The organism is Nonomuraea typhae (genome assembly GCF_009760925.1).
In the GTDB taxonomy this organism is placed as follows: domain Bacteria; phylum Actinomycetota; class Actinomycetes; order Streptosporangiales; family Streptosporangiaceae; genus Nonomuraea; species Nonomuraea typhae.
Window position 1 is genome coordinate 1 of sequence record NZ_VRLV01000010.1, and the last position, 16,970, is coordinate 16,970.

At 67.4% G+C, this 16,970-nt stretch carries 21 protein-coding genes and 1 pseudogene; 11 read left to right on the forward strand and 11 right to left on the reverse strand.

Annotation, left to right across the window (positions count from 1 at the left end; all coding sequences use genetic code 11):
- Positions 1 to 986 precede the first annotated feature (986 nt).
- Positions 987 to 2,168 (forward strand): annotated as a pseudogene (locus FVE25_RS32775) (site-specific integrase).
- A 411-nt stretch (positions 2,169 to 2,579) separates the two neighbouring features.
- Here FVE25_RS32775 and FVE25_RS32780 read toward each other — a convergent pair.
- Positions 2,580 to 2,822 (reverse strand): hypothetical protein, encoded by a 243-nt coding sequence (locus tag FVE25_RS32780; RefSeq protein WP_157251012.1) that lies wholly within the window; start codon positions 2,820 to 2,822, stop codon positions 2,580 to 2,582.
- Positions 2,823 to 2,988: 166 nt separating this feature from the next.
- Here FVE25_RS32780 and FVE25_RS32785 point away from each other — a divergent pair, with 166 nt between their 5' ends.
- The 6 genes from FVE25_RS32785 to FVE25_RS32810 all read left to right on the forward strand — a co-directional run bounded on the left by FVE25_RS32785 (position 2,989) and on the right by FVE25_RS32810 (position 7,457).
- Positions 2,989 to 3,564, forward strand: coding sequence for a DUF6907 domain-containing protein (locus tag FVE25_RS32785; RefSeq protein ID WP_157251013.1), 576 nt, complete (start codon positions 2,989 to 2,991; stop codon positions 3,562 to 3,564).
- A 152-nt stretch (positions 3,565 to 3,716) separates the two neighbouring features.
- Positions 3,717 to 3,893, forward strand: coding sequence for a hypothetical protein (locus tag FVE25_RS32790; protein WP_157251014.1), 177 nt, complete (start codon positions 3,717 to 3,719; stop codon positions 3,891 to 3,893).
- A gap of 69 nt (positions 3,894 to 3,962) precedes the next feature.
- Complete coding sequence (locus tag FVE25_RS32795; RefSeq protein WP_157251015.1) at positions 3,963 to 4,877, forward strand: hypothetical protein; 915 nt, start codon at positions 3,963 to 3,965, stop codon at positions 4,875 to 4,877.
- On the forward strand, positions 4,874 to 5,071 hold the full coding sequence (locus FVE25_RS32800) for a hypothetical protein (protein ID WP_157251016.1): 198 nt from the start codon (positions 4,874 to 4,876) through the stop codon (positions 5,069 to 5,071). The genes FVE25_RS32795 and FVE25_RS32800 overlap by 4 nt, the downstream gene beginning before the upstream one ends.
- Positions 5,068 to 5,451, forward strand: a complete 384-nt coding sequence (locus FVE25_RS32805; protein WP_157251017.1) for a hypothetical protein — start codon at positions 5,068 to 5,070, stop codon at positions 5,449 to 5,451. The genes FVE25_RS32800 and FVE25_RS32805 overlap by 4 nt, the downstream gene beginning before the upstream one ends.
- The gene (locus tag FVE25_RS32810) at positions 5,451 to 7,457 is read left to right on the forward strand and encodes a hypothetical protein (protein WP_157251018.1); all 2,007 of its coding nucleotides are present in this window, start codon (positions 5,451 to 5,453) and stop codon (positions 7,455 to 7,457) included. The genes FVE25_RS32805 and FVE25_RS32810 overlap by 1 nt, the downstream gene beginning before the upstream one ends.
- A gap of 182 nt (positions 7,458 to 7,639) precedes the next feature.
- Here the strand turns inward: FVE25_RS32810 and FVE25_RS32815 are convergent, their stop codons facing one another.
- Positions 7,640 to 8,899, reverse strand: coding sequence for an NsdA family TPR-like regulatory protein (locus tag FVE25_RS32815; RefSeq protein ID WP_157251019.1), 1,260 nt, complete (start codon positions 8,897 to 8,899; stop codon positions 7,640 to 7,642).
- A 90-nt stretch (positions 8,900 to 8,989) separates the two neighbouring features.
- Here FVE25_RS32815 and FVE25_RS32820 point away from each other — a divergent pair, with 90 nt between their 5' ends.
- The 4 genes from FVE25_RS32820 (at position 8,990) to FVE25_RS32835 (ending at position 11,192) form a co-directional block, all read left to right on the forward strand.
- Entirely contained in the window at positions 8,990 to 9,400 is a 411-nt protein-coding gene (locus FVE25_RS32820; protein WP_157251020.1) for a hypothetical protein, read from the forward strand.
- A gap of 159 nt (positions 9,401 to 9,559) precedes the next feature.
- Complete coding sequence (locus FVE25_RS32825; RefSeq protein WP_157251021.1) at positions 9,560 to 9,760, forward strand: hypothetical protein; 201 nt, start codon at positions 9,560 to 9,562, stop codon at positions 9,758 to 9,760.
- A 53-nt stretch (positions 9,761 to 9,813) separates the two neighbouring features.
- Positions 9,814 to 10,299: a glycine-rich domain-containing protein gene (locus FVE25_RS32830; protein WP_157251022.1), complete on the forward strand. Its 486-nt coding sequence runs from the start codon at positions 9,814 to 9,816 to the stop codon at positions 10,297 to 10,299.
- Positions 10,296 to 11,192, forward strand: coding sequence for an aminoglycoside phosphotransferase family protein (locus FVE25_RS32835; protein ID WP_157251023.1), 897 nt, complete (start codon positions 10,296 to 10,298; stop codon positions 11,190 to 11,192). The genes FVE25_RS32830 and FVE25_RS32835 overlap by 4 nt, the downstream gene beginning before the upstream one ends.
- 173 nt (positions 11,193 to 11,365) lie before the next feature.
- Here the strand turns inward: FVE25_RS32835 and FVE25_RS32840 are convergent, their stop codons facing one another.
- The 9 genes from FVE25_RS32840 to FVE25_RS32880 are packed head-to-tail and all read right to left on the reverse strand — an operon-like array spanning position 11,366 to position 16,970.
- Positions 11,366 to 11,608 carry a holin gene (locus FVE25_RS32840; RefSeq protein WP_157251024.1) on the reverse strand — a complete coding sequence of 81 codons (243 nt, stop codon included), beginning with the start codon at positions 11,606 to 11,608 and terminating at the stop codon, positions 11,366 to 11,368.
- Between the two features lie 44 nt (positions 11,609 to 11,652).
- Positions 11,653 to 12,402 carry a peptidoglycan recognition protein family protein gene (locus tag FVE25_RS32845; protein WP_157251025.1) on the reverse strand — a complete coding sequence of 250 codons (750 nt, stop codon included), beginning with the start codon at positions 12,400 to 12,402 and terminating at the stop codon, positions 11,653 to 11,655.
- Positions 12,393 to 12,881, reverse strand: a complete 489-nt coding sequence (locus tag FVE25_RS32850; RefSeq protein ID WP_157251026.1) for a hypothetical protein — start codon at positions 12,879 to 12,881, stop codon at positions 12,393 to 12,395. Before FVE25_RS32850 ends, FVE25_RS32845 begins: the two co-directional genes overlap by 10 nt.
- Before the next feature lie 6 nt (positions 12,882 to 12,887).
- Positions 12,888 to 13,193 (reverse strand): hypothetical protein, encoded by a 306-nt coding sequence (locus FVE25_RS32855; RefSeq protein WP_157251027.1) that lies wholly within the window; start codon positions 13,191 to 13,193, stop codon positions 12,888 to 12,890.
- Positions 13,190 to 13,561, reverse strand: coding sequence for a hypothetical protein (locus FVE25_RS32860; RefSeq protein ID WP_157251028.1), 372 nt, complete (start codon positions 13,559 to 13,561; stop codon positions 13,190 to 13,192). The genes FVE25_RS32855 and FVE25_RS32860 overlap by 4 nt, the downstream gene beginning before the upstream one ends.
- Positions 13,558 to 14,076, reverse strand: coding sequence for a hypothetical protein (locus FVE25_RS32865; protein ID WP_157251029.1), 519 nt, complete (start codon positions 14,074 to 14,076; stop codon positions 13,558 to 13,560). Before FVE25_RS32865 ends, FVE25_RS32860 begins: the two co-directional genes overlap by 4 nt.
- Positions 14,076 to 14,588, reverse strand: a complete 513-nt coding sequence (locus FVE25_RS32870) for a hypothetical protein (protein ID WP_157251030.1) — start codon at positions 14,586 to 14,588, stop codon at positions 14,076 to 14,078. The genes FVE25_RS32865 and FVE25_RS32870 overlap by 1 nt, the downstream gene beginning before the upstream one ends.
- 1 nt (position 14,589) lies before the next feature.
- A complete protein-coding gene (locus FVE25_RS32875) occupies positions 14,590 to 15,102 on the reverse strand; it encodes a hypothetical protein (protein WP_157251031.1) in 513 nt (170 codons plus the stop codon).
- A complete protein-coding gene (locus FVE25_RS32880; protein ID WP_157251032.1) occupies positions 15,102 to 16,970 on the reverse strand; it encodes a hypothetical protein in 1,869 nt (622 codons plus the stop codon). The genes FVE25_RS32875 and FVE25_RS32880 overlap by 1 nt, the downstream gene beginning before the upstream one ends.

Consider the following 16,970-nt stretch of genomic DNA (forward strand, 5'->3'; position numbering starts at 1 on the left):
CATCAACCGACTCAAACGCCACCGAGCCCTGGCCACCCGCTACGACAAGCTCGCGGTCCGCTACCAAGCCAGCGTGCACGTAGTCGCCATCAACGACTGGCTCACCCGACTTTGAAACACGTCCTAGGAGCGACAGGCGTGTCGCGTGCCCACTCAGGGTTCCTAGATCACCTGGCAAATCGCAGGCGGTCGCTTTGCGTCGCTTCGCGCGGATGCCTGCACATAGGGCTTCGCGCGTGCTCGCGGACGTCGACGGATTGACCAAACCTTGCCATGCGGGATGGTCCGATTTCGTGGCTGGCGGCAGGTATTTGGACTGGTGACAGGATCTTCGCCGTTGATCGCCGGATACCGGCAACGGTGTGCCGGTCCGGGCTGGGGTGGTGGTCGTGAAATTGCGGAACGGCGACAGGCGATCGGATTGGGCTTGACCGATGCCGTGCAGGTGGGCGTCGATACACCCCCGCCCAACAGGACATGCATCAGCCCCGGCGTTGGTCAGAACCGTGCTCGCCGCACGCCCGGCTGCGCCCGTGGCTGTGCTGTGCGTGGTTCATGCCCTGGGGCGGGAGAAGACAGCACAGGATGAGGGGAGAAAGGCGATGGCTGACGGCACCACCTACAAGCGGTGCTCCTGCACCGGAACCGACGGCAAAGCACTGGGGCAGAAATGCACCAAGCTACGGCGCCCCGGCGGCGGCTGGAGCCACCGGCACGGCATCTGGAGCTACCAGATCGAACTGCCCGCCACCGCGGAGGGAAAACGCCGGGGCCCGCTGCGGCGCAGCGGCTTCGCCACCCAGGACGCCGCCAACGACCAGCTGGCACAGGTACGCGAACTCCTCGCGCTGGCCGAGCCCAGCGAGCTGACCGTCCGCAATCAGATCGCGGATCTGATCAAGAGGACGCTGGCCGAGACCGACGTTCTGCCCAGCGTGGAGGTGACCCGCCGCAAGATCCGCACCCGCCAAGACCTGACCCAGGAGATGACGGTCGCACAATGGCTGGAGGAGTTCCTCAAGCGCAAGCGGAAGATCGAAGAAACGACCCGGCGCTCCTACGAAGGTCACATCAGGCTGTATCTGACCCCCTATCTGGGCCATATCCGGCTGGATCGGCTCAAGGTCGGGGACGTGGCCGGGATGTTCGAGCAGATCGAGGAGTTCAACGACGTCATCGCCGAGCGGCGCGCCAGCGCGGAGCGTGAGGTGCGGGCCAGCGTCAAGTATCGGCGGCCGGTCAGCACGGCCACCATGCACAGCATCCGGGCGACGCTCCGGCATGCGCTGAACCTGGCCATCCGCCAGGATCGGCTGATCGACTTCAACCCCGCCGCCGTGCTGGAGATGCCGGCCAAGACCCGGCCCAAGGCGCTGGTGTGGACCCGGGAGCGGGTCGAGGAATGGCACCGCGCCTTCCGCGACTACCGCACAGCCGAGAGAGCGCGCCGTGGCGGACGGCGCATCGATCCGATCGACGCCTACATCCGGGTGCCGCGCCCATCAGCGGTCATGGTGTGGACGCCGGAGCAGACCCGGCTGTTTCTCGAAGAAGCCGGCCGGCACCGGCTGTTCGCCCTGTACAAGCTGATCACCCTTCGAGGGCTACGACGCGGCGAGGCATGCGGGCTGCGCTGGAAAGACCTCGACCTCGACGCCGGAACCGCGCACATCGCCTGGCAACTGGTGCAACTGGCCGGGCGCGTACACGAGGGCAGGCCCAAAACCGACGCCTCCATGCGCACCATCGCCCTGGACGCCGGAACCATCGCGACCTTGCGCGCCCACCAGCGCCGTCAACACGAGGAACGGCTCGCAGCAGGAGAAGCGTGGAAAGGCACCGGCTTCGTCTTCACCCAATCCGACGGCGATCGCCTCCACCCGCAGCACGTGTCCGACCAATTCCTGTGGCTGGCCTACCTGGCCGGACTGCCACCCATCTGACTCCATGACCTACGGCACGGCGCGGCGTCGTTGATGCTGGCGGCGGGCGTGGAGATCAAAGTGGTGCAGGAGACGCTCGGGCACACCTCCAGCGCCTTCACCGCCGACACCTACACCTCCGTCTTCCCCCAAGTGGCCAAGGCCGCGGCGGAGAAAACCGCCGCGCTGCTGCTCGGCGACGACGACCAGCAAGAACAGGGCACACTGCTGCAGCTCCACATCTGACCGACGCGAGCATGTCTGACCGGATGGAAGAACGGCCTCGTCTCGCCGCAAGCACGGCGGAACGGGGCCGTTCCTCTGCCCACTGCCCCGGCGTACAGCACGCCGGAGGGCATGTTGATCATGGTGTGTACGCGGTTGGTACGGGCGAGCACCGCGCGAGCACGGATGCCCTAGAACTGTGTTCCACAGAGGGCAAGCGATGCGCGTTTCCGCAGGTCAACGGCATGATCAAAGCGCGCCCTGCAGGATTCGAACCTGCGACCGTCGGATTAGAAGTTCTAGGCGTGGGGTTCCTGGAGGGCCCCCCAGAGCCGCTTCGCTGTTCACCGAACCTCCAGGACCCTCCAGGCACCTAGGGGACTACCCGGCCGTTGCTACACCCGTTGCTGCACAGGACGGCCACTCCCCCGGCTACTTCTTCTTCGGCACACCACCCCTCGGAGCAGGCTCGATGCCGTTGTCCCGAGCGAGCTTTCTTACGTGCGCAGCAGTGAAGGGTGAGTGCTCCACCACGTCGGTGGGGCGCTTGCCGGCCTTTAGGGCGGCGACGACGTCGTCCACGACTTCCTGTTGCGCCTCGTCGTGCGCGGCCTTGGTGTCGCGGTATCGGCGGGTGCTCTCGTCGAGCTTGTCGAGTGGGTCCATCTGGGCCATGCCAAACAGGCTAGCGCAAGTCTCTTGCGATTCCTACTGGCGTTCTCTACTCTGGAGTCAAGAGCAATCGCCACATAGAAGCGATTGCGGTAAGCGGTTAGACGGCCCCCGCCGTGCGACTCCACCGCAGGACGAGGGCCTGGACCGGGAAGAGAGCTCCCAGCTTATGAACGATCGTACGACCCTCAATGACGAGGCCGCCCGCACCACCGGCCGTGCCGATGCCGAGACGGCGCAGCCGCGCGCGAAGTACGACCGCACCCGTTACGCAGACGGGTACGGCCCGCAGGTCCCCGAGGCGTGGGAAGACAAGGCGTACCGCGAGGGCTTCGCTGCGGCGAACAAGGTCCGCTTCCAGTACGTGGGCATGGCGAAAGCGCGCGAGAACGAGCGCGACGACGAGGCCGCCTACTGGTTGGAGAGCCACCCGTGCCCGGAGTGGTGCTCCCGTGCCCTGCACCTGGGCAGTGACCACCCCACCGACCGCATGCATGACAGCGCCATCGGGTTCGTCTCGCTGAACACGATGGAGCCCGAGGTGTACCCCGACCCGGACCGGTTCGGCGCTCCGCAGGTGAACTTCCAGCTGACCCAGCACTACCGCGAGGTCGAGCCGCGCATCTACGTCAGCAACAGCGCCCAGGACTTGAACCTGTACGCCTCGCTCGACGAGGCGGAGCAGTTCGCGAACGCCCTGCTGACCCTCGTCGCCCGTGGGCGCGGAGAGGGCAGCCCCACATAGCCGAACGGCCCTCAGCCGGTGCGTCAACACCGGCTGAGGGCCTGGACCAATCCACCTGACGTAACCAGGGGAGAGATCGTGACCACGAAGGTACAGCAGTTCGCCACGCCGGATGAGCGGCGGCAGGTGTACGCCGGAACGGAGGCGTACGCGTGACCGCGCACAACTACCCCTTGCGCCTCGATGGCGATGACCCGCGTTTCAACTTCGGGCTTCTCTACGACATGTCCCTGTTGCTGGAGAGCGCCGGGTACCCGCGCCTGACGGGCGACGACGTCGTGTCCCTGAGACAGGCCCTCTACGGGTTCCTGTACGGCCCCCGCACCTGATGAGCCGGTCCCCGGCCTGGCGACCCTACCGCCGGCCGGGGACCTCAACCGATCCCAAGGAGATCGATCGTGAACGAATGCTCCCATGACCTCCTTGCCCTCAACGAGGGCAAGGAGGTCGAGCCCATCCCGACCGCGAGCCCGCCCGGCCGTATCTGGGCGATCGGGGTGCTGGTGCTGTCGGCGCTTGTGTCGATGAGCATGAACACCTGGCACGCATGGAATGCCACCAGCCTGCCCAAGCCCCTCGCCGTCCTGTACGGCGTCGCACCCGTGGCGCTGGCCGCGATGCAGTCTCATGCCGTCGCGCTTCGAGCGCTGCGCAAGGAAGAGGTCGGCGCGTTCCGGAAGGGCCTCACGTTCGCCCTGGTGCTCGGCGGTCTCGGGCTGTCGTTCCTGGGGATCTACGACCTGTTGCGGCATGCCGTACCTGACCCGATCCCGGCCGTACCTCTGCACGAGCCCGCGGTGTTCTTCTCGATCGTGCTCGACGTGATGGCGCTGGCCGCTCTGCACGAGCTGCTGCGTGAGTCTCCGGCGTTCGCGAGTGCCGCGCTGGCCACCGTCCCGGCTGTACCTGCACCCGTGGCAGTCTCGCCCACGGTTGAGGGTGAGAGGGCCACCGAGACACCCGCCATCACTTCGGCATCTCCCGAAGTGATGGCGCCGGAAGCACCGTCCGCGCCCGCTGTACCTGACCCGATCGAGGGTGTACCTGCGCAGGTCAGCCACCAAGTAGCTATCAGCAACTCGGTACCTGCTGTCGCGGCTGCCGACCCTCTGTTTAGCCACCAGGAACGGCCCGGTACAGAGTCCGTGTACGACGACCCGCTTCGCGGAGAGGCGCTCAAGCAGTACCTTCCCGATCTCCTGCAAGGTGGTCTTCCCACCGTCCGGACGATCAAGGATCAGATGTCGGTAGGTACAGATCGCGCCCGCGGCCTGCAGGCTTACCTCGGGCGGCTCGTGGAGGCATCCCAGTGAACCGTCTCAGACTGATCCTCTTCCGCGCGGCGCTGCTCGTCCTCCTCACGCTGGCCGTGTTCGGGCATGTGCTCGTGCTGGTGCTCGGGGCGCTCGACGCGCTCGTCACCGCGTTCGTGGGTGTGCCGCGCCTGTCGTACGCCTCGGGCCGCCTCGTGCGGGTCGTGGCCGCCACTTGGAAGGAGAGCCTGTGAGCGAGCGGCCGGGCCGGGCTCGTATCCCGGAGCTGTCATCGATTCCCTGGGAAGGGCCCAAGTCGATCACGCAGTACGCGCGCAACGGCCGGGACCTGTGCCGGGACCTCACGCAGGAGTTCGAGCTGGGCGCCGATGAGCTGTACGCGGTGCTGGTGCGCTCGTTCAAGGGGCACGCTTTGCTGGCCATCGTCGGCGCTCCGGACGTGCGGCTGCGCGCCAGGCGGGTGGTGAAGCGGCTGAAGCGCGCCGCCGAGCTGCAAAAGGGCGCCGGGGTGGAGCTGGTGAAGTTCCACGCCCAGTTCCGCAAGGAGTTCGTGGACATCCTGCCGCAGGCCAAGCCGGACAAGCGTAGGACCGCCTGGAAGTGGGAGGACTGATGGCCAGCAAGGAGCTGGTGCCGGTACAGGAGGAGTCCTCCCTGGCCAAGGTGACGGCCAGGGAGGTGTCCAAGCTCGTGTCCCTGACCACCCCATGGATGGTCGGGGCGTTCGCGTTCGGCCTCGCCACCGCACTCCACTTCATCCTCTACAGCCCGGACACGATCGCGGGCTGGTCGAGCCTCACCACGATCTGCGTGCTCGTGCTGACCGGCGTGACCTACGGGCAGTCGCACGCCCGCGGCCCATGGGGGAAGACGCACACCACGCTGTCCACGTTCCTGGCCGGGATGTGGACGGTGTCCATCGTCATCTCCGGCCCCGGCCATCCCATCCTGTGGAGGCTCGGCGTCCTGGGCGGCATCACCATGGCCCTGTCGTGGAACATCCGGACGGTCATCAGGATCAAGGGCTGGGATCAGCCGGGGGCGATCACCGACCCGCTGTCGTTTCTGTTCGGGCAGGGTGCCGAGAAGGCGGGCATGCGGAACGTCGAGGCCAAGACGGTCAAGGCGACCGCGCACAAGGTCGAGGGTGAGGTGCAGCTCGACGACGGCCGCCAGATCGCCGAGGACCTGCAGAAGAAGGTCGCCTACGTCGAGTCGGGGATCGGGCTGCCGCCCGGCTCCATCGTGGCCAGCATCGACCCCGACCGCGCCGACAAGGCAAAGGTGGTCATCTCCGATCCGCGCGTGATGAAGCACCCCATCGCGTGGGACGGGTCGTCCCGGCCGGGCCTGTCGATCGCGGACCCGCTACGGATCGGGCTGTGGCAGGACCTCGACGAGATCGAGTACGTCATCGTCGGCCACCACCTGCAGATCATGGGACAGTCCGGCGCGGGCAAGAGCATCGGCGGGGCGTGGAACATCCTGGCCGAGGTCGTCACCCGCTACGACGTCGCGGTGTTCGCCGGCGACATCACCAAGGGTAAGCAGACGCTCGGCCCGCTGGAGGAGGCGCTGCACCGGTTCGAGACGACCAAGGCCGGAGTCAAGCAGATGATCCGGGACCTGCAGTCGAAGGTGAAGGAGCGTACCGACTACCTGGCGTCGAAGAACCTCACCAAGTGGAAGAAGGGGTGCGGGCTCACCTACTGGCTGATCTGGTTCGAGGAGTTCCCCGACATCTTCGACTGCCTGTCAGACAAGGAGCAGGAACTCTTCCTCAGCATGCTGAAGGCGGTTCGGTCGGCGGGCGGCACGATCGTCATGAGTCTGCAGCGCTCCGACTACACGCAGATGCCCACGCTTGCCCGAGGTCAGCTCGCGAAGATGTGCTTCGGCGTCGAGAGCGCCCAGGACGCCGGGTTCGGCCTGTCGGAGCGGCAGCAGGACGCCGAGTGCCGTCCGGAGGTGTGGGCCAACGGCCAGCCCGGCATGGCCTACCTGGACGCCCCCACTCTGCCGGAGGGCCGGTTCGCGATGCCCGGCCGAACCTACGCGTGGGGCATCGACGCGCGAGGAGAGTTCGACGACGAGGCGGCGGTGGCGGCGATGCGGGCGCACGCCGCCGACTGGCCCGCCAGCGCCAAGCCGGTGGATGCCACCACAGCGGAGGTGTCTCGGCTGTCGTCTGGCGCAGCGCTGGCCGCCCCGGCGTCCGCGCTGGAGGCCGACAGCGACGACGAAGACGATGAAGAGGTGAAGAACGTGGCCAGCGAGTACCTGGAGACCGACGACCCTGACCCCGAGGTGACCGCAGACATCGACGACGAGATCCCCGACCTGGAGGAGGGAGACCCGCCACTGTCGTTCGCCCCGCCGGAGAAAACCATGACACCCGAGGAGCGCGGCGCGGTCCTCATCGCACGCCTGCAAGAGCTGTGGGACAACGGGGCTCGAACGGTCAGCACGGGCGACTTTAAAGCCCTGTGGGAGACCACGGATATCTCACGGGCATGGTTCCAAAAGCACCTCAAGAAGCTCGCTGAGGCGGGCGTCGTCGGGGCCTATGACGAGGACCGGCAGTGCTACGCGCTGGAGGAGCGGCCGAACCTTTCTTGATCCCGTGGCCCCTCGCCGGGCCGGGGCGGGGGGCTGGGGGAGGGTGTTACAGGTCGAGGAGGGGGCCACGGACGCGTGGCCCCTCGTGGCCCCCATGCGTGGCTCCCCACTGTGGCCCCCGCGTGGCCCCTTCCGTGCAAGATCAAAAAGTGGAGTGCGTGTAACCCACGCGCAGCCGCGCGTCATGCCCCCAATGGGAAGTCGTCCAGCAGTTCCCGGACCTCGGGCACGGTGGTGTACGGTTCGAGACGGTTGAGGACCACGAGCGCCCTCTCATGGGTTCGGTCGCTGGCCACATCCGCCGAGAGCTGCAGCATCCGCCGTGCCTGCGTCGCCGCTTCCTCCGGCTCGTTGGCGTCCGCGAGCGCCACGGCCAGCCACGACAGATAGAGCGCGAACTCGCGTGTGTGGGTGGTGTCGTAGCGGGAGAGCACGTCCGTCAGCAGCGGGACAGCCCGAAGCGGGCGACGCAACTCGGTGTACACGCGAGCCTCCATCACTTGGAGTTCGCCCGCGCTGACCCAGTACAGGTAATCCGGTCCGGGCTGGCCTCGATCTGATGCCAGGGCTTCGCCTGCTTCACCCAGGGCCCGCATCGCCGACTGTGCGTCGTTCTCGCTGGCGTGGGCCCAAGCCAGCCGATCCCATGCCAGGGCGCGGGCTCGCCCCGGGCCGTGTGTGCCCGCGGCCCTCACGGCGGCTTCGGCCAGCGAAACGGCGTGGGACGTGTCGCCGGTGTTGGCCAACTGGTAGGCGAGGGACCCGACGAGGTTGGACTTCAGGACGCTGTCCCCCGCCTCCTGTGCCGCGCTGATACCCAGCCCGTACGTCTGGGCTGCCTGCTCGTGCTGGCCAGCATCGGATGCCACCCAACCGGCGATCTGGGCGAACTCGCCGATGACGGCTAGAAGCTTCCTGCCGGTGTCCTCGGTGTGCGTGGACTCGCGGTAGATGCGCACGGCGGCGTCCAGCTCGCGGAAGGCCGGTCCGATCAGGTCCTCCCCGCCGAGGACATCATCGGCCAGGCGCAGGCCGTGCACCTGTGCGGCCAGGTCCTCGATGGTGCTTGCGCCGACGCGGCGGCCCGTTCTGGTGGCGAGCGGCGCGAGAGGGTTACTGGCGGGCAGGATCGTCTTGAGCACCTCGTCAGGGCTCTTGCGGGGAGGCTTGAGCGGGTCGGAGAACAAGCTCTTCTCTTCCAGGTTGAACGCGATGGCGTATAGCCGCCGATAGACGCTGCTCGGCTTCCAGCGCCCGGCTTCCCAGTCCCGGATCTGGCGGATGAGGGAGCTGCGGGTGGGGAGCTGCGCTTGGAGCTCTGGTGGTGCGGCGTCGTAGAGCTGTTTGGCCATCTCCTTCTGCGACCAGAAGCGCGCCTCCCGCTCGTTCTTCAAACGTGTGGCCCAGGCTGGAGGCGGCCTGCGTGTGCGCTCGTTGCCCATGACGGAACCTCACGGGGGCTGGGGGACTCTCCGCTTCTCTCCTCTATCCTCTCCTGTTCGCCCCCCGCTACGCAGCGTTGTGATGGGTTCGTGGATGAGACTCCTGCCGCCGGACAGCCCGCGATCGACGTCAACATCTCGACGTGTCGCGAAGCCTTGGGGTACACGCTCGCCGAGCAGTTCGACCGCTGGCGTCGGCTCACGTGCTCACAGCTTCATGATCGTGACGTCACCTTCCGTCTGGCTGAGGTGGCGTGGGTGTCGGCGATGCACCAGACCACCTACAGCTACTCGATGACGTCGGCGACTCGGGCCCTGCTGCAGAAGGCGCCGGTGTCCTCGGTCGTGGCCGCGCTCGGCGTGGTCGATGTTGAGGCGCTGGTGAGGATGTGGCAGCCGTGGGCGTCTGGGCAGGCGGTGCTGTTCGTTCAGGGCTACGGCGTGGTGTCTCCACAAGATTGCGCGCGGGTCGGCCGACTGCTGGCCAAGGAGCGGCTATGACCGCGCGCCTCGATCCCCCCGGCCTGTCGCTGCCGATGCTGTCGGCGGGGCGGGGCTTCAACACCCGGAACTGCCCGGCTCGTGGGGGCCGGGCTGAAGACGGGCACGGCGGTGACCCCGTACAGGCAGGCCCCGCCGCGCCCACGAAAGCGAACCGTCATGAGCGCATGGGAACCGCATCGCCCGCGAACGCCGAAGACGCGCGTGCTGGAGACCTCTCCCTGTGGCACCTACGAGTGGTGCGAAGAGGGCGGCCAGTACCTCATCCTGCGCCGATCCGGCACCCACTACGACGAGACCGGCCGCGGCCTGCACGCCGAGGCCAGGGAGGTGTGGAAGGCGCTCACCGGAAGGAAGTGATCTCCACCAGTTCGGCAAGGTCCGCACCAAGCAGTCCGATGGGAGTAACCATCATGACCACGTTGACGCCGGATCAGCCTCGACAGGCTGGCGTCGTCGAACCCCGCACGCTGATCAGCGACGAGTTGTTCGGGCGGCTGACCGCCCGCATCGAAGCCGACCACTACCTGCCTGCCGAACAGGCCGAGGCCATCATGGAACAGGCACTCGGCTTCCTGTACACCTGCGCCCGCAACCCCGGCGTGGCGCTGACGCCGTCCCCGCAGGTGGATCTCGGCTGGCACGCGTTCCTGACCTATACCCGCGAGTACGCCGCCTTCTGCGAGAAGGTGGCCGGGTGGTTCATCCACCACCAGCCCGACGAGCCCGGCACCGCCAGCCGCGACACTGGGACCGCCCGGCTCGGCCAGACCATGACCGCCATGCGCGCCGCCGGCGTCACCCTGCAGCCCGAGTTGTGGCTGCTGCCCGCCGAATGCAGCCAGTGCTACGCCGGATGCACTGACGATCCGAGCCCGATCGAAGGAGCCGACCGATGACCCGTCCGCAGTGGGAAGACCTCCCGGCCGCCGTCCGCGATGCCGTACAGGAACACAGTGGACCGGTCGTCAAGGCCGAGACCGCGGTCGGCGGCATCATGCCGGGGATGGCCACGATCCTGCACACCGAGCCCGGCGACAGGTTCTTCCTCAAGGCCATCGAGATCAGCGACCCGGGCGCCATCCTGCATCAGCGGGAACGCTGGGCGGGCCTGCACCTGCCCGAGCAGGTCCCGGCACCGTGGATGGTGTGGAATGCCAGCTTCGACGGCTGGCACGTCGCGCTGTGGGACTACGTCGCCGACGCCCATCACGCCGACCTCTCGCCGGGATCACCAGACCTGCCCAAGATCGTGGACACCGTCGGGAGACTCGGCGCATGGCTCACCCCACCTCCGGCCGGCGCGAGGCTCGTCCAGAGCAACATCGAACCCCTACAGGCCAAGGCCAAGGCTATGCTCGCCAAACCGTCCGGCGAACTGGCCGACCGGGACGACTACGAGCGAGCGCTGGACGGGTTCGACGTCGCCGCGCTGCGCGGTAACACGCTCCTGCACTACGACCTCAGCGCCGGCAACCTGCTCATCACCACCAAGCAGGTCTACGTGATCGACTGGGCGTTCGCGGCCCAGGGCGCGTCCTGGATCGACGCCGCGATGCTCGCCCCGCGCCTCATCCAGGCAGGGCACACGCCCGAGCAGGCCGACACGCTGTTGTCCGGCCTGGTCGCCTGGGGTGCGGCGCCTCACCGTGCGGTGACCGGCCTCGCAGCGTTGTGGACCCTGTTCCGCCTCTATAAGGCCCAGCATGGGCCGGTGGAGGTCAGAGACGATCGTGCCCGCGCCGCCGAGGCGGGCAAGGCGTGGATGGGGTACTGGCTCTCCAAGAGCTAACAGGGAACGCCCGGTAGCCGCCCCACGCCCTGCCGGGTCAGGCCCCGCCCGTCCGGGTGGGCGGGGCCTGCAGCTTCTAGACACGACGAAAGGCCCCCACCCTGACCCGATTTAGGTGCCCTATGTGGAGGGCACCTAAATCGGGAGGCGGGTGGGGGCCTTCTCGGTCGAGGTCAGCGGGTGTCGGTGGTGAAGCCTGCGGTGGCCGGGTCGCCGCCCGTGCCCGCCACGATGGATGTGAGCAGGGACACCACGGCGGCGAGACCGGCGACCGAAGCGACCGCGCTCCAGGGCACGGCGAGGATGCCGACCATGTCGGCTCCGATGGTGGCCAGGGCGCTGGATGCGGCGGCGCGGATCATGCGCTCGGCGGCGTCCATCCAGAACAGGCCCGTGAGGAGTCGGCGCTGGGACATGAGGATCTCCCCTCAGATCGGGTGCGGGATCTATAAGAGCTTGATCATTTTGCGGGTGGAGTGACGGTGACAGCCCAGGTCAGAGCGCCGACGATCCCGTCGTCGTCGAGGTTGGCGGCGCGCTGGATGTGGCGGCAGACGGTCCGGGAGTCCGGCCCATAGGCGCCGTCCGCGTCGAGGTGGTAGCCGAGGGCCTTTGCGGCGGTCTGCCAGCGGCGCACGTCGTCGCCGCGCATGACGGGCGGATACTTGAGCAGGCGACCAGGCCACGCGTCGGGGTCAGGTGGGGGGCCGCCGGGGCGCGGGCATCCGCGCCGCACCCAGCCATACAGCGCATCGCCAGGACAATCCGTCGAGTACCCGTCGCGGTGTCCCTTGATCTCCCGACCGGCGCCGCCACGCTGGCGCAGCAGTTCGATCGCGTCGAGGATGCCGATGAGCATCTCGTCCGAAGGCTCCGCCAGGCCGGTGGAGCCCAGCATGCCGAGAACGGCGTAGTGGTCCTCGTTGAGACCGGACCCGTTGGCCGCGACCAGGACGCCGGGGCCGCGGCCTTCGAGGATGTCGCCGTGCGGACAGACCCCGTACGAGTAGGCAAAGTCCACCCACCCGTTGCCGTCCATGTGCCAGCCCTGAATGTCTCGCATCAGGTCCAGGCACAGCTCATGGTCAGTCTGGAGGTTCGGGTTCACGCGCTGCCCGACGTAGTGGACCTTCACCCCTCGCGTCCTGGTGACCTTGGTGACGCTGCGGGGTCTGCGGGCGCCCCACTGTCTGCGGGTGATCACGGGCATGGGGGTTCACCATCCCTGTGGTAGGAGAGCTTGAACTCGGCGAGTGTGAGCTTCACCGGGCCGGGTGCGTTGTGTTTGACCATGAGCGCGATCGAGGTTTCGGGATGGACGAACATTCCCCACGTCTTCGCTATGTACTGGCCGCCTGGGGTGATGGCCCGGTCCTCGGTGCATGTCGAGTCGTAGCCGGTGCTCAACCCGAGCGGGTCTCGGACGAAGCGGTCGCGCAGTTCGGTGTAGTTGTCGGCTTCCCAGTACATGAGCGCGTGCAGGGTGGCCCACGCGTCATGTTTCGGCCAGATCAGGCCCGAGCGCGGGTCCGGGTAGGCAGATGTCACTCCGTCCGGCTGGGCCGGGTCGTGCATGCCGTGCGCGTCGTAGGACTCGGTCCCGAAGGGGAAGCGCACGATGTAGTAGTCGGCGCCGGTTACGGGGATGGTCTGGGTGTTGGCCAGCAGGCTGCACACGTAGTCAGGCATGGCGCGTCAGTCCTCCAGGTTCTCCAGGTGGGTGGTGAGCTTCTCCTCGACCCGCCTGACCGCGTCCTTCAGGCTGGAGCCGTCATTGGTCTGGACCTCGTGCTCGATGACCTCCAGGCGTTCCATCACACCCGGCTGGGGCGGATGGCCGGGCCGGGCTGGCTGGCCGCGCCAGTCATCCAAAAAGTCGTCAACACCCTGGAAGATCCGCCACAGGCGCCGCCCGATCCTGCCGAGGACGAACAGCAGGCCCAGCCCGGCCGCGATGATGCCCGCGACCACGAACACGTCGAGCAGGTAGTTGCCGGTCATCCAGCCTCCTCGGCGGCGCCGTGCACGCTCTTGAGGCCCTCCAGTTCCTTCTCCAGCTCGCGAACGCGCTGTCGGCGTAGCTCGCCCGGGTCGGCTGGTTTCGGGCGTGCGGGCAGCGTGAGACCGCGCCGGGCGAATAGATCTGTCTTCCTCGCCTCCATCAGCGCCTCGTCGTCGCCCTCGACTCGAAGCACCCGGTCCTCGGTCTTGAGTGGTGCCGAGCAGCCGGGGCAGAGGTCCGGGTCTTTTCCGGTCTCGGTGAAGTAGGCCGCTCCGAAGGTGTGCTTGCCCTGGCAGGCCGGGCAGAAGTAGATGGCGGACACCAGGTCGGCGGGCAGGTTGAGCTTCGCGGGCAGTGGTGTCGTCATGAGATCCTCGTCAAGATCAGCAGGGAGTTCGCTCGGACGAACGTCGCGTTGGCGCTGGAGGTCTGCTGCGCCCAGGTCAAGGTCAGGTTTCCCGCCGTTCCCGCAACGCGCAGGATGCCCTTGTGGAGGGCGACCAGGAGCGTCGAGTTGTTGGTGATGCCGCCGTGTGAGGGTGTGCCGGACACGGACTGCGCGGTACGGCTCACCTGGTCCACGGTCGCCGTGGCGGACTGGGTGATGGCGTCGGCGACCCAATCGAACGTGGCCCCCGCCGGGGCGTCCCAGTCGGTTTTGATGTCCGCGGCCGGGTCCGCCGAGTAGATCAAGAAGACTTCGACGAAGTAGTCCGTGTTCGCCGAGACCGCCATCACCAGCTCGTTGTCCGCCTGCAAGACCGTGCTGCTGGTCACGGACTCGTCGGCGGCCTTGATGATGACGGCCTGCTGGGCGAAGTACTGCGTCATCTCGGAGGCGTCGAGGACCTCGAACGGGGTGAACGTCTTGAACCCTGGCATCAGGCGATCACTCTCGTACAGCGCAGGAATGAGTTCACGAACACGCGGGTCGCGGTTCCGCTCGACGTGCCTTGCGCCCATTGGAGCTTGAACGTGCCGCCTGAGGCGGCGGTGCGGATGATGCCGGCGACGTGCACGATGCTGCTCGTGCCGGCGGCGATCGTGCCCATGACCGTGGTCGTGGCGCCCACCTTCCAGTTGCGGTCCACGTCCGTGACGGTGCCGGTGGCGCCGGAGACCGGGCCGTTGGCCAGCCACCGGACCGTGCCGCTGGGGACGACGAACTGGAGGCGGAAGTCTCCGGCCAGCGCGCCGTCCGTGATGAGGATGCCGTCGAGCCAGTAGGTGGTGTTGGCGTTCAACGTCATCGACAGATGGTCGTCGTCTTGCACGGTGGTGGACGAGGTCACGGACTCGGTGGCGGTCTTGCGCGCTACCTGCTGCTGGGTGAAGTAGGCGTTGACGTCCGCGGTCAGCGGGTACTCGTTGACGCTGAAGGTCTTGAACGCCATGTCACACCAGCTTCGTGACGATGAGACAGGACAGCGCCTTGACCTTCGTCGCGGTCGCCGAGCTGGACGATTGCGCCCACCGGAAGCCGAACACTCCGGCGGTTGCCCCGACCTTGAGCAAGCCCACGGCCGGGACGATGAGGAAGCTTCCGGCGCCGTTGGTCTGCATGTCCGGGACGCTGCCGATGGTCTGCCGGGTACGGGACACCGGGCCGAACCCGTCCGCGTCGTCGCCCAACGCGTCCGAGCACCAATCGAAGGTCGCCCCGCTTGGCCCGTACCAGCCGAGTTGGATGCCGCCGCCTGTGTCCGCCCCGTCGATCATGAGGTACGACTTGATCCAGTAGTTCGTGGTCGCGACCGCGTTGAACTTCAGGTGGTTGTCGTTCTGCATCGTCGTGGACGACGCCACGCTCTCATCGGAGGGTTTGTCCACGAGCAGGCATTGGACGATCTTCGTGTTGGCGTCGGTGGCGCCCCACTGCGCGCCGTCTACCCAGGTGCCGAACGCCATCAGAACCCCAACGGGTTGAGGTCGAGGCGGCCTCTGGTCGCGTGGCCGATGATGAAGAACGAGCCGCCGGCCGCGGTGGATTGCAGGGTCCAGCGGGTGACCCACGCCTGTCCGGGGACAGCTTGGTGTTCGATGCCGCGGATGAAGTAGTCCTGCTCGGTCATGCTGCCGCCCCCTGGTGGCCGCCGCCGGATGGTGATCCGGTCGCCGATGAGCCGGTTGAACGCCTGGGGGAAGAGGTCCGCTTCGCTTCTTCCGGGCTTGATCTCGATGGACTCGAATCGCTGCTCTGGCTGGGCCGACAGGCTCAGAACCCACTGCGCCATGTTGAGCGCGGAGGAGTCGTTGTTGAACAGCAGGTTGTCCCTGGTGTAGCTGCGGACGAGGTACTCAGCCTGGCTGGCCAGGTCCTCGGCCACCTGCTGCGTTCCGCCGGCCCGGGTGATGATGACCCGGTTGACGAGCTGGGTGTCGTCGTTGGCCAGCGCCAGATCGGTGTAGGGCAGTTCGGCGCCGCCGCCATCGCCGAACGTCGCCTGCGAGGTGGTCGAGCGAGAGTCATTGTTGATCGCCGCCCGGTTCCTGAAGAACACCTTCCCGTCAGCGGTGACGTACAGCTCGCCGACCTCGGTCTCGTTGGTGAGCAGCAGCTCGTCCATCAGGTTGCCGTCGAGTGTGGTCGCCTGCAGGGTGACGTCCCCGGTCGCGATGCTGCGCAGCGAGGCCGGCCAGCTGGCGTTATCGAGGATGCGGTTGATCCTCGCGCTGGTCAGCTCGGAGGGGGCCGCGACCGAGTCGGAGGCCCGCCGGTCGAAGCTACTGAAGATCTTGAAGGCGTCGGTGCACGGCACGACGCACGTGGACTTGTTCGGCCCCTCCCACGTGACCTTCCACAGATCGGCGTAGCCGCGGAACAGGTCGTAGGTGACGCTGTTCCAGATCGCCCTGATGCGAACCGGGCGCATCGCCTTGACCAGCGTGCCGCCCGACCCGCTCGACAAGCCCGCGAGCGACTTGTGCGCCATCGAGCCGGTGGTGAAGTTGCCCGACTGCGCGTCCTCGGCCTCGGTGTACGGGCCCTCGGTCGCCGACCAGTCCCAGCTCGCACCAGGCCCACCGCCCACGGCGGAGACGAACCGCAACTCGTAGTCGGCCGTGCCTGCCGGGGTGATGGACGGCGTGTCAAAGAACGCCGTGCCGTCGTTGTCCGTGCTCGCGAACGTGGGCGTGCCTGACGCGTCGCGCACGGCAGCGATGATGACGACCCCATCCGAGGCGCTGGCCTGCGTGAAGCCGTAAGTGGACGGCTCGCTCCCACCGGCCACCTTCCACCACACCTTGGAGTGCAGCGCGTTCTCGCCGGCGTCGCGCGAGGTGAGCAACTGCCACGTCGTACCACCGGTCGGCGTGGCCATGGCCGAGGCCGTACCCCAGTCGCCCGCCTGAAAGGCCACCAGGACGTCGCCGCTCACCACGCCGGACGGCTTGGCACACGTGTAAGAGGTGGACGTCGAGGTGGCCACGGTCGAATCCCGCAGGCTGGCCTCGATCGTCTCCGGATCAGTGCTGGCCACCGCCACCGTGAAGCCGTGCCCGAGCACCTGCACAATGGCGCAGGCGGCCTGCTGGATGCCCGAGGCCACGGAACCGGACGGCAGCGTGTACGGCCCGGTCAGGTGGGTGGGGTCGAACCTCCTGTCGCTGTTGTTCAACTGCAGTTCGCAGGTTCCCGCCTCATACCGGATCACCGGGGACTCGACCCGGCTGGAACCGCGCTTGATGGTCAGCTTCTGCAAGAAGGCGGAGATGTCGATCCAGGTGCCGTTGTTCTCGAAGTCGCAGGCCACGTTGATGATCGGGAATGCCAT

Coding starts and splice junctions, on each gene's coding strand:
- FVE25_RS32875 (WP_157251031.1), bottom strand. CDS start 15,102: ATGGCGTTCGGCACCTGGGTAGACGGCGCGCAGTGGGGCGCCACCGAC.
- FVE25_RS32835 (WP_157251023.1), top strand. CDS start 10,296: ATGACCCGTCCGCAGTGGGAAGACCTCCCGGCCGCCGTCCGCGATGCC.
- FVE25_RS32865 (WP_157251029.1), bottom strand. CDS start 14,076: ATGCCAGGGTTCAAGACGTTCACCCCGTTCGAGGTCCTCGACGCCTCC.
- FVE25_RS32825 (WP_157251021.1), top strand. CDS start 9,560: ATGAGCGCATGGGAACCGCATCGCCCGCGAACGCCGAAGACGCGCGTG.
- FVE25_RS32850 (WP_157251026.1), bottom strand. CDS start 12,881: ATGCCTGACTACGTGTGCAGCCTGCTGGCCAACACCCAGACCATCCCC.
- FVE25_RS32785 (WP_157251013.1), top strand. CDS start 2,989: ATGAACGATCGTACGACCCTCAATGACGAGGCCGCCCGCACCACCGGC.
- FVE25_RS32880 (WP_157251032.1), bottom strand. CDS start 16,970: ATGGCATTCCCGATCATCAACGTGGCCTGCGACTTCGAGAACAACGGC.
- FVE25_RS32845 (WP_157251025.1), bottom strand. CDS start 12,402: ATGCCCGTGATCACCCGCAGACAGTGGGGCGCCCGCAGACCCCGCAGC.
- FVE25_RS32855 (WP_157251027.1), bottom strand. CDS start 13,193: ATGACCGGCAACTACCTGCTCGACGTGTTCGTGGTCGCGGGCATCATC.
- FVE25_RS32780 (WP_157251012.1), bottom strand. CDS start 2,822: ATGGCCCAGATGGACCCACTCGACAAGCTCGACGAGAGCACCCGCCGA.
- FVE25_RS32810 (WP_157251018.1), top strand. CDS start 5,451: ATGGCCAGCAAGGAGCTGGTGCCGGTACAGGAGGAGTCCTCCCTGGCC.
- FVE25_RS32870 (WP_157251030.1), bottom strand. CDS start 14,588: ATGGCGTTCAAGACCTTCAGCGTCAACGAGTACCCGCTGACCGCGGAC.
- FVE25_RS32830 (WP_157251022.1), top strand. CDS start 9,814: ATGACCACGTTGACGCCGGATCAGCCTCGACAGGCTGGCGTCGTCGAA.
- FVE25_RS32860 (WP_157251028.1), bottom strand. CDS start 13,561: ATGACGACACCACTGCCCGCGAAGCTCAACCTGCCCGCCGACCTGGTG.
- FVE25_RS32840 (WP_157251024.1), bottom strand. CDS start 11,608: ATGTCCCAGCGCCGACTCCTCACGGGCCTGTTCTGGATGGACGCCGCC.
- FVE25_RS32815 (WP_157251019.1), bottom strand. CDS start 8,899: ATGGGCAACGAGCGCACACGCAGGCCGCCTCCAGCCTGGGCCACACGT.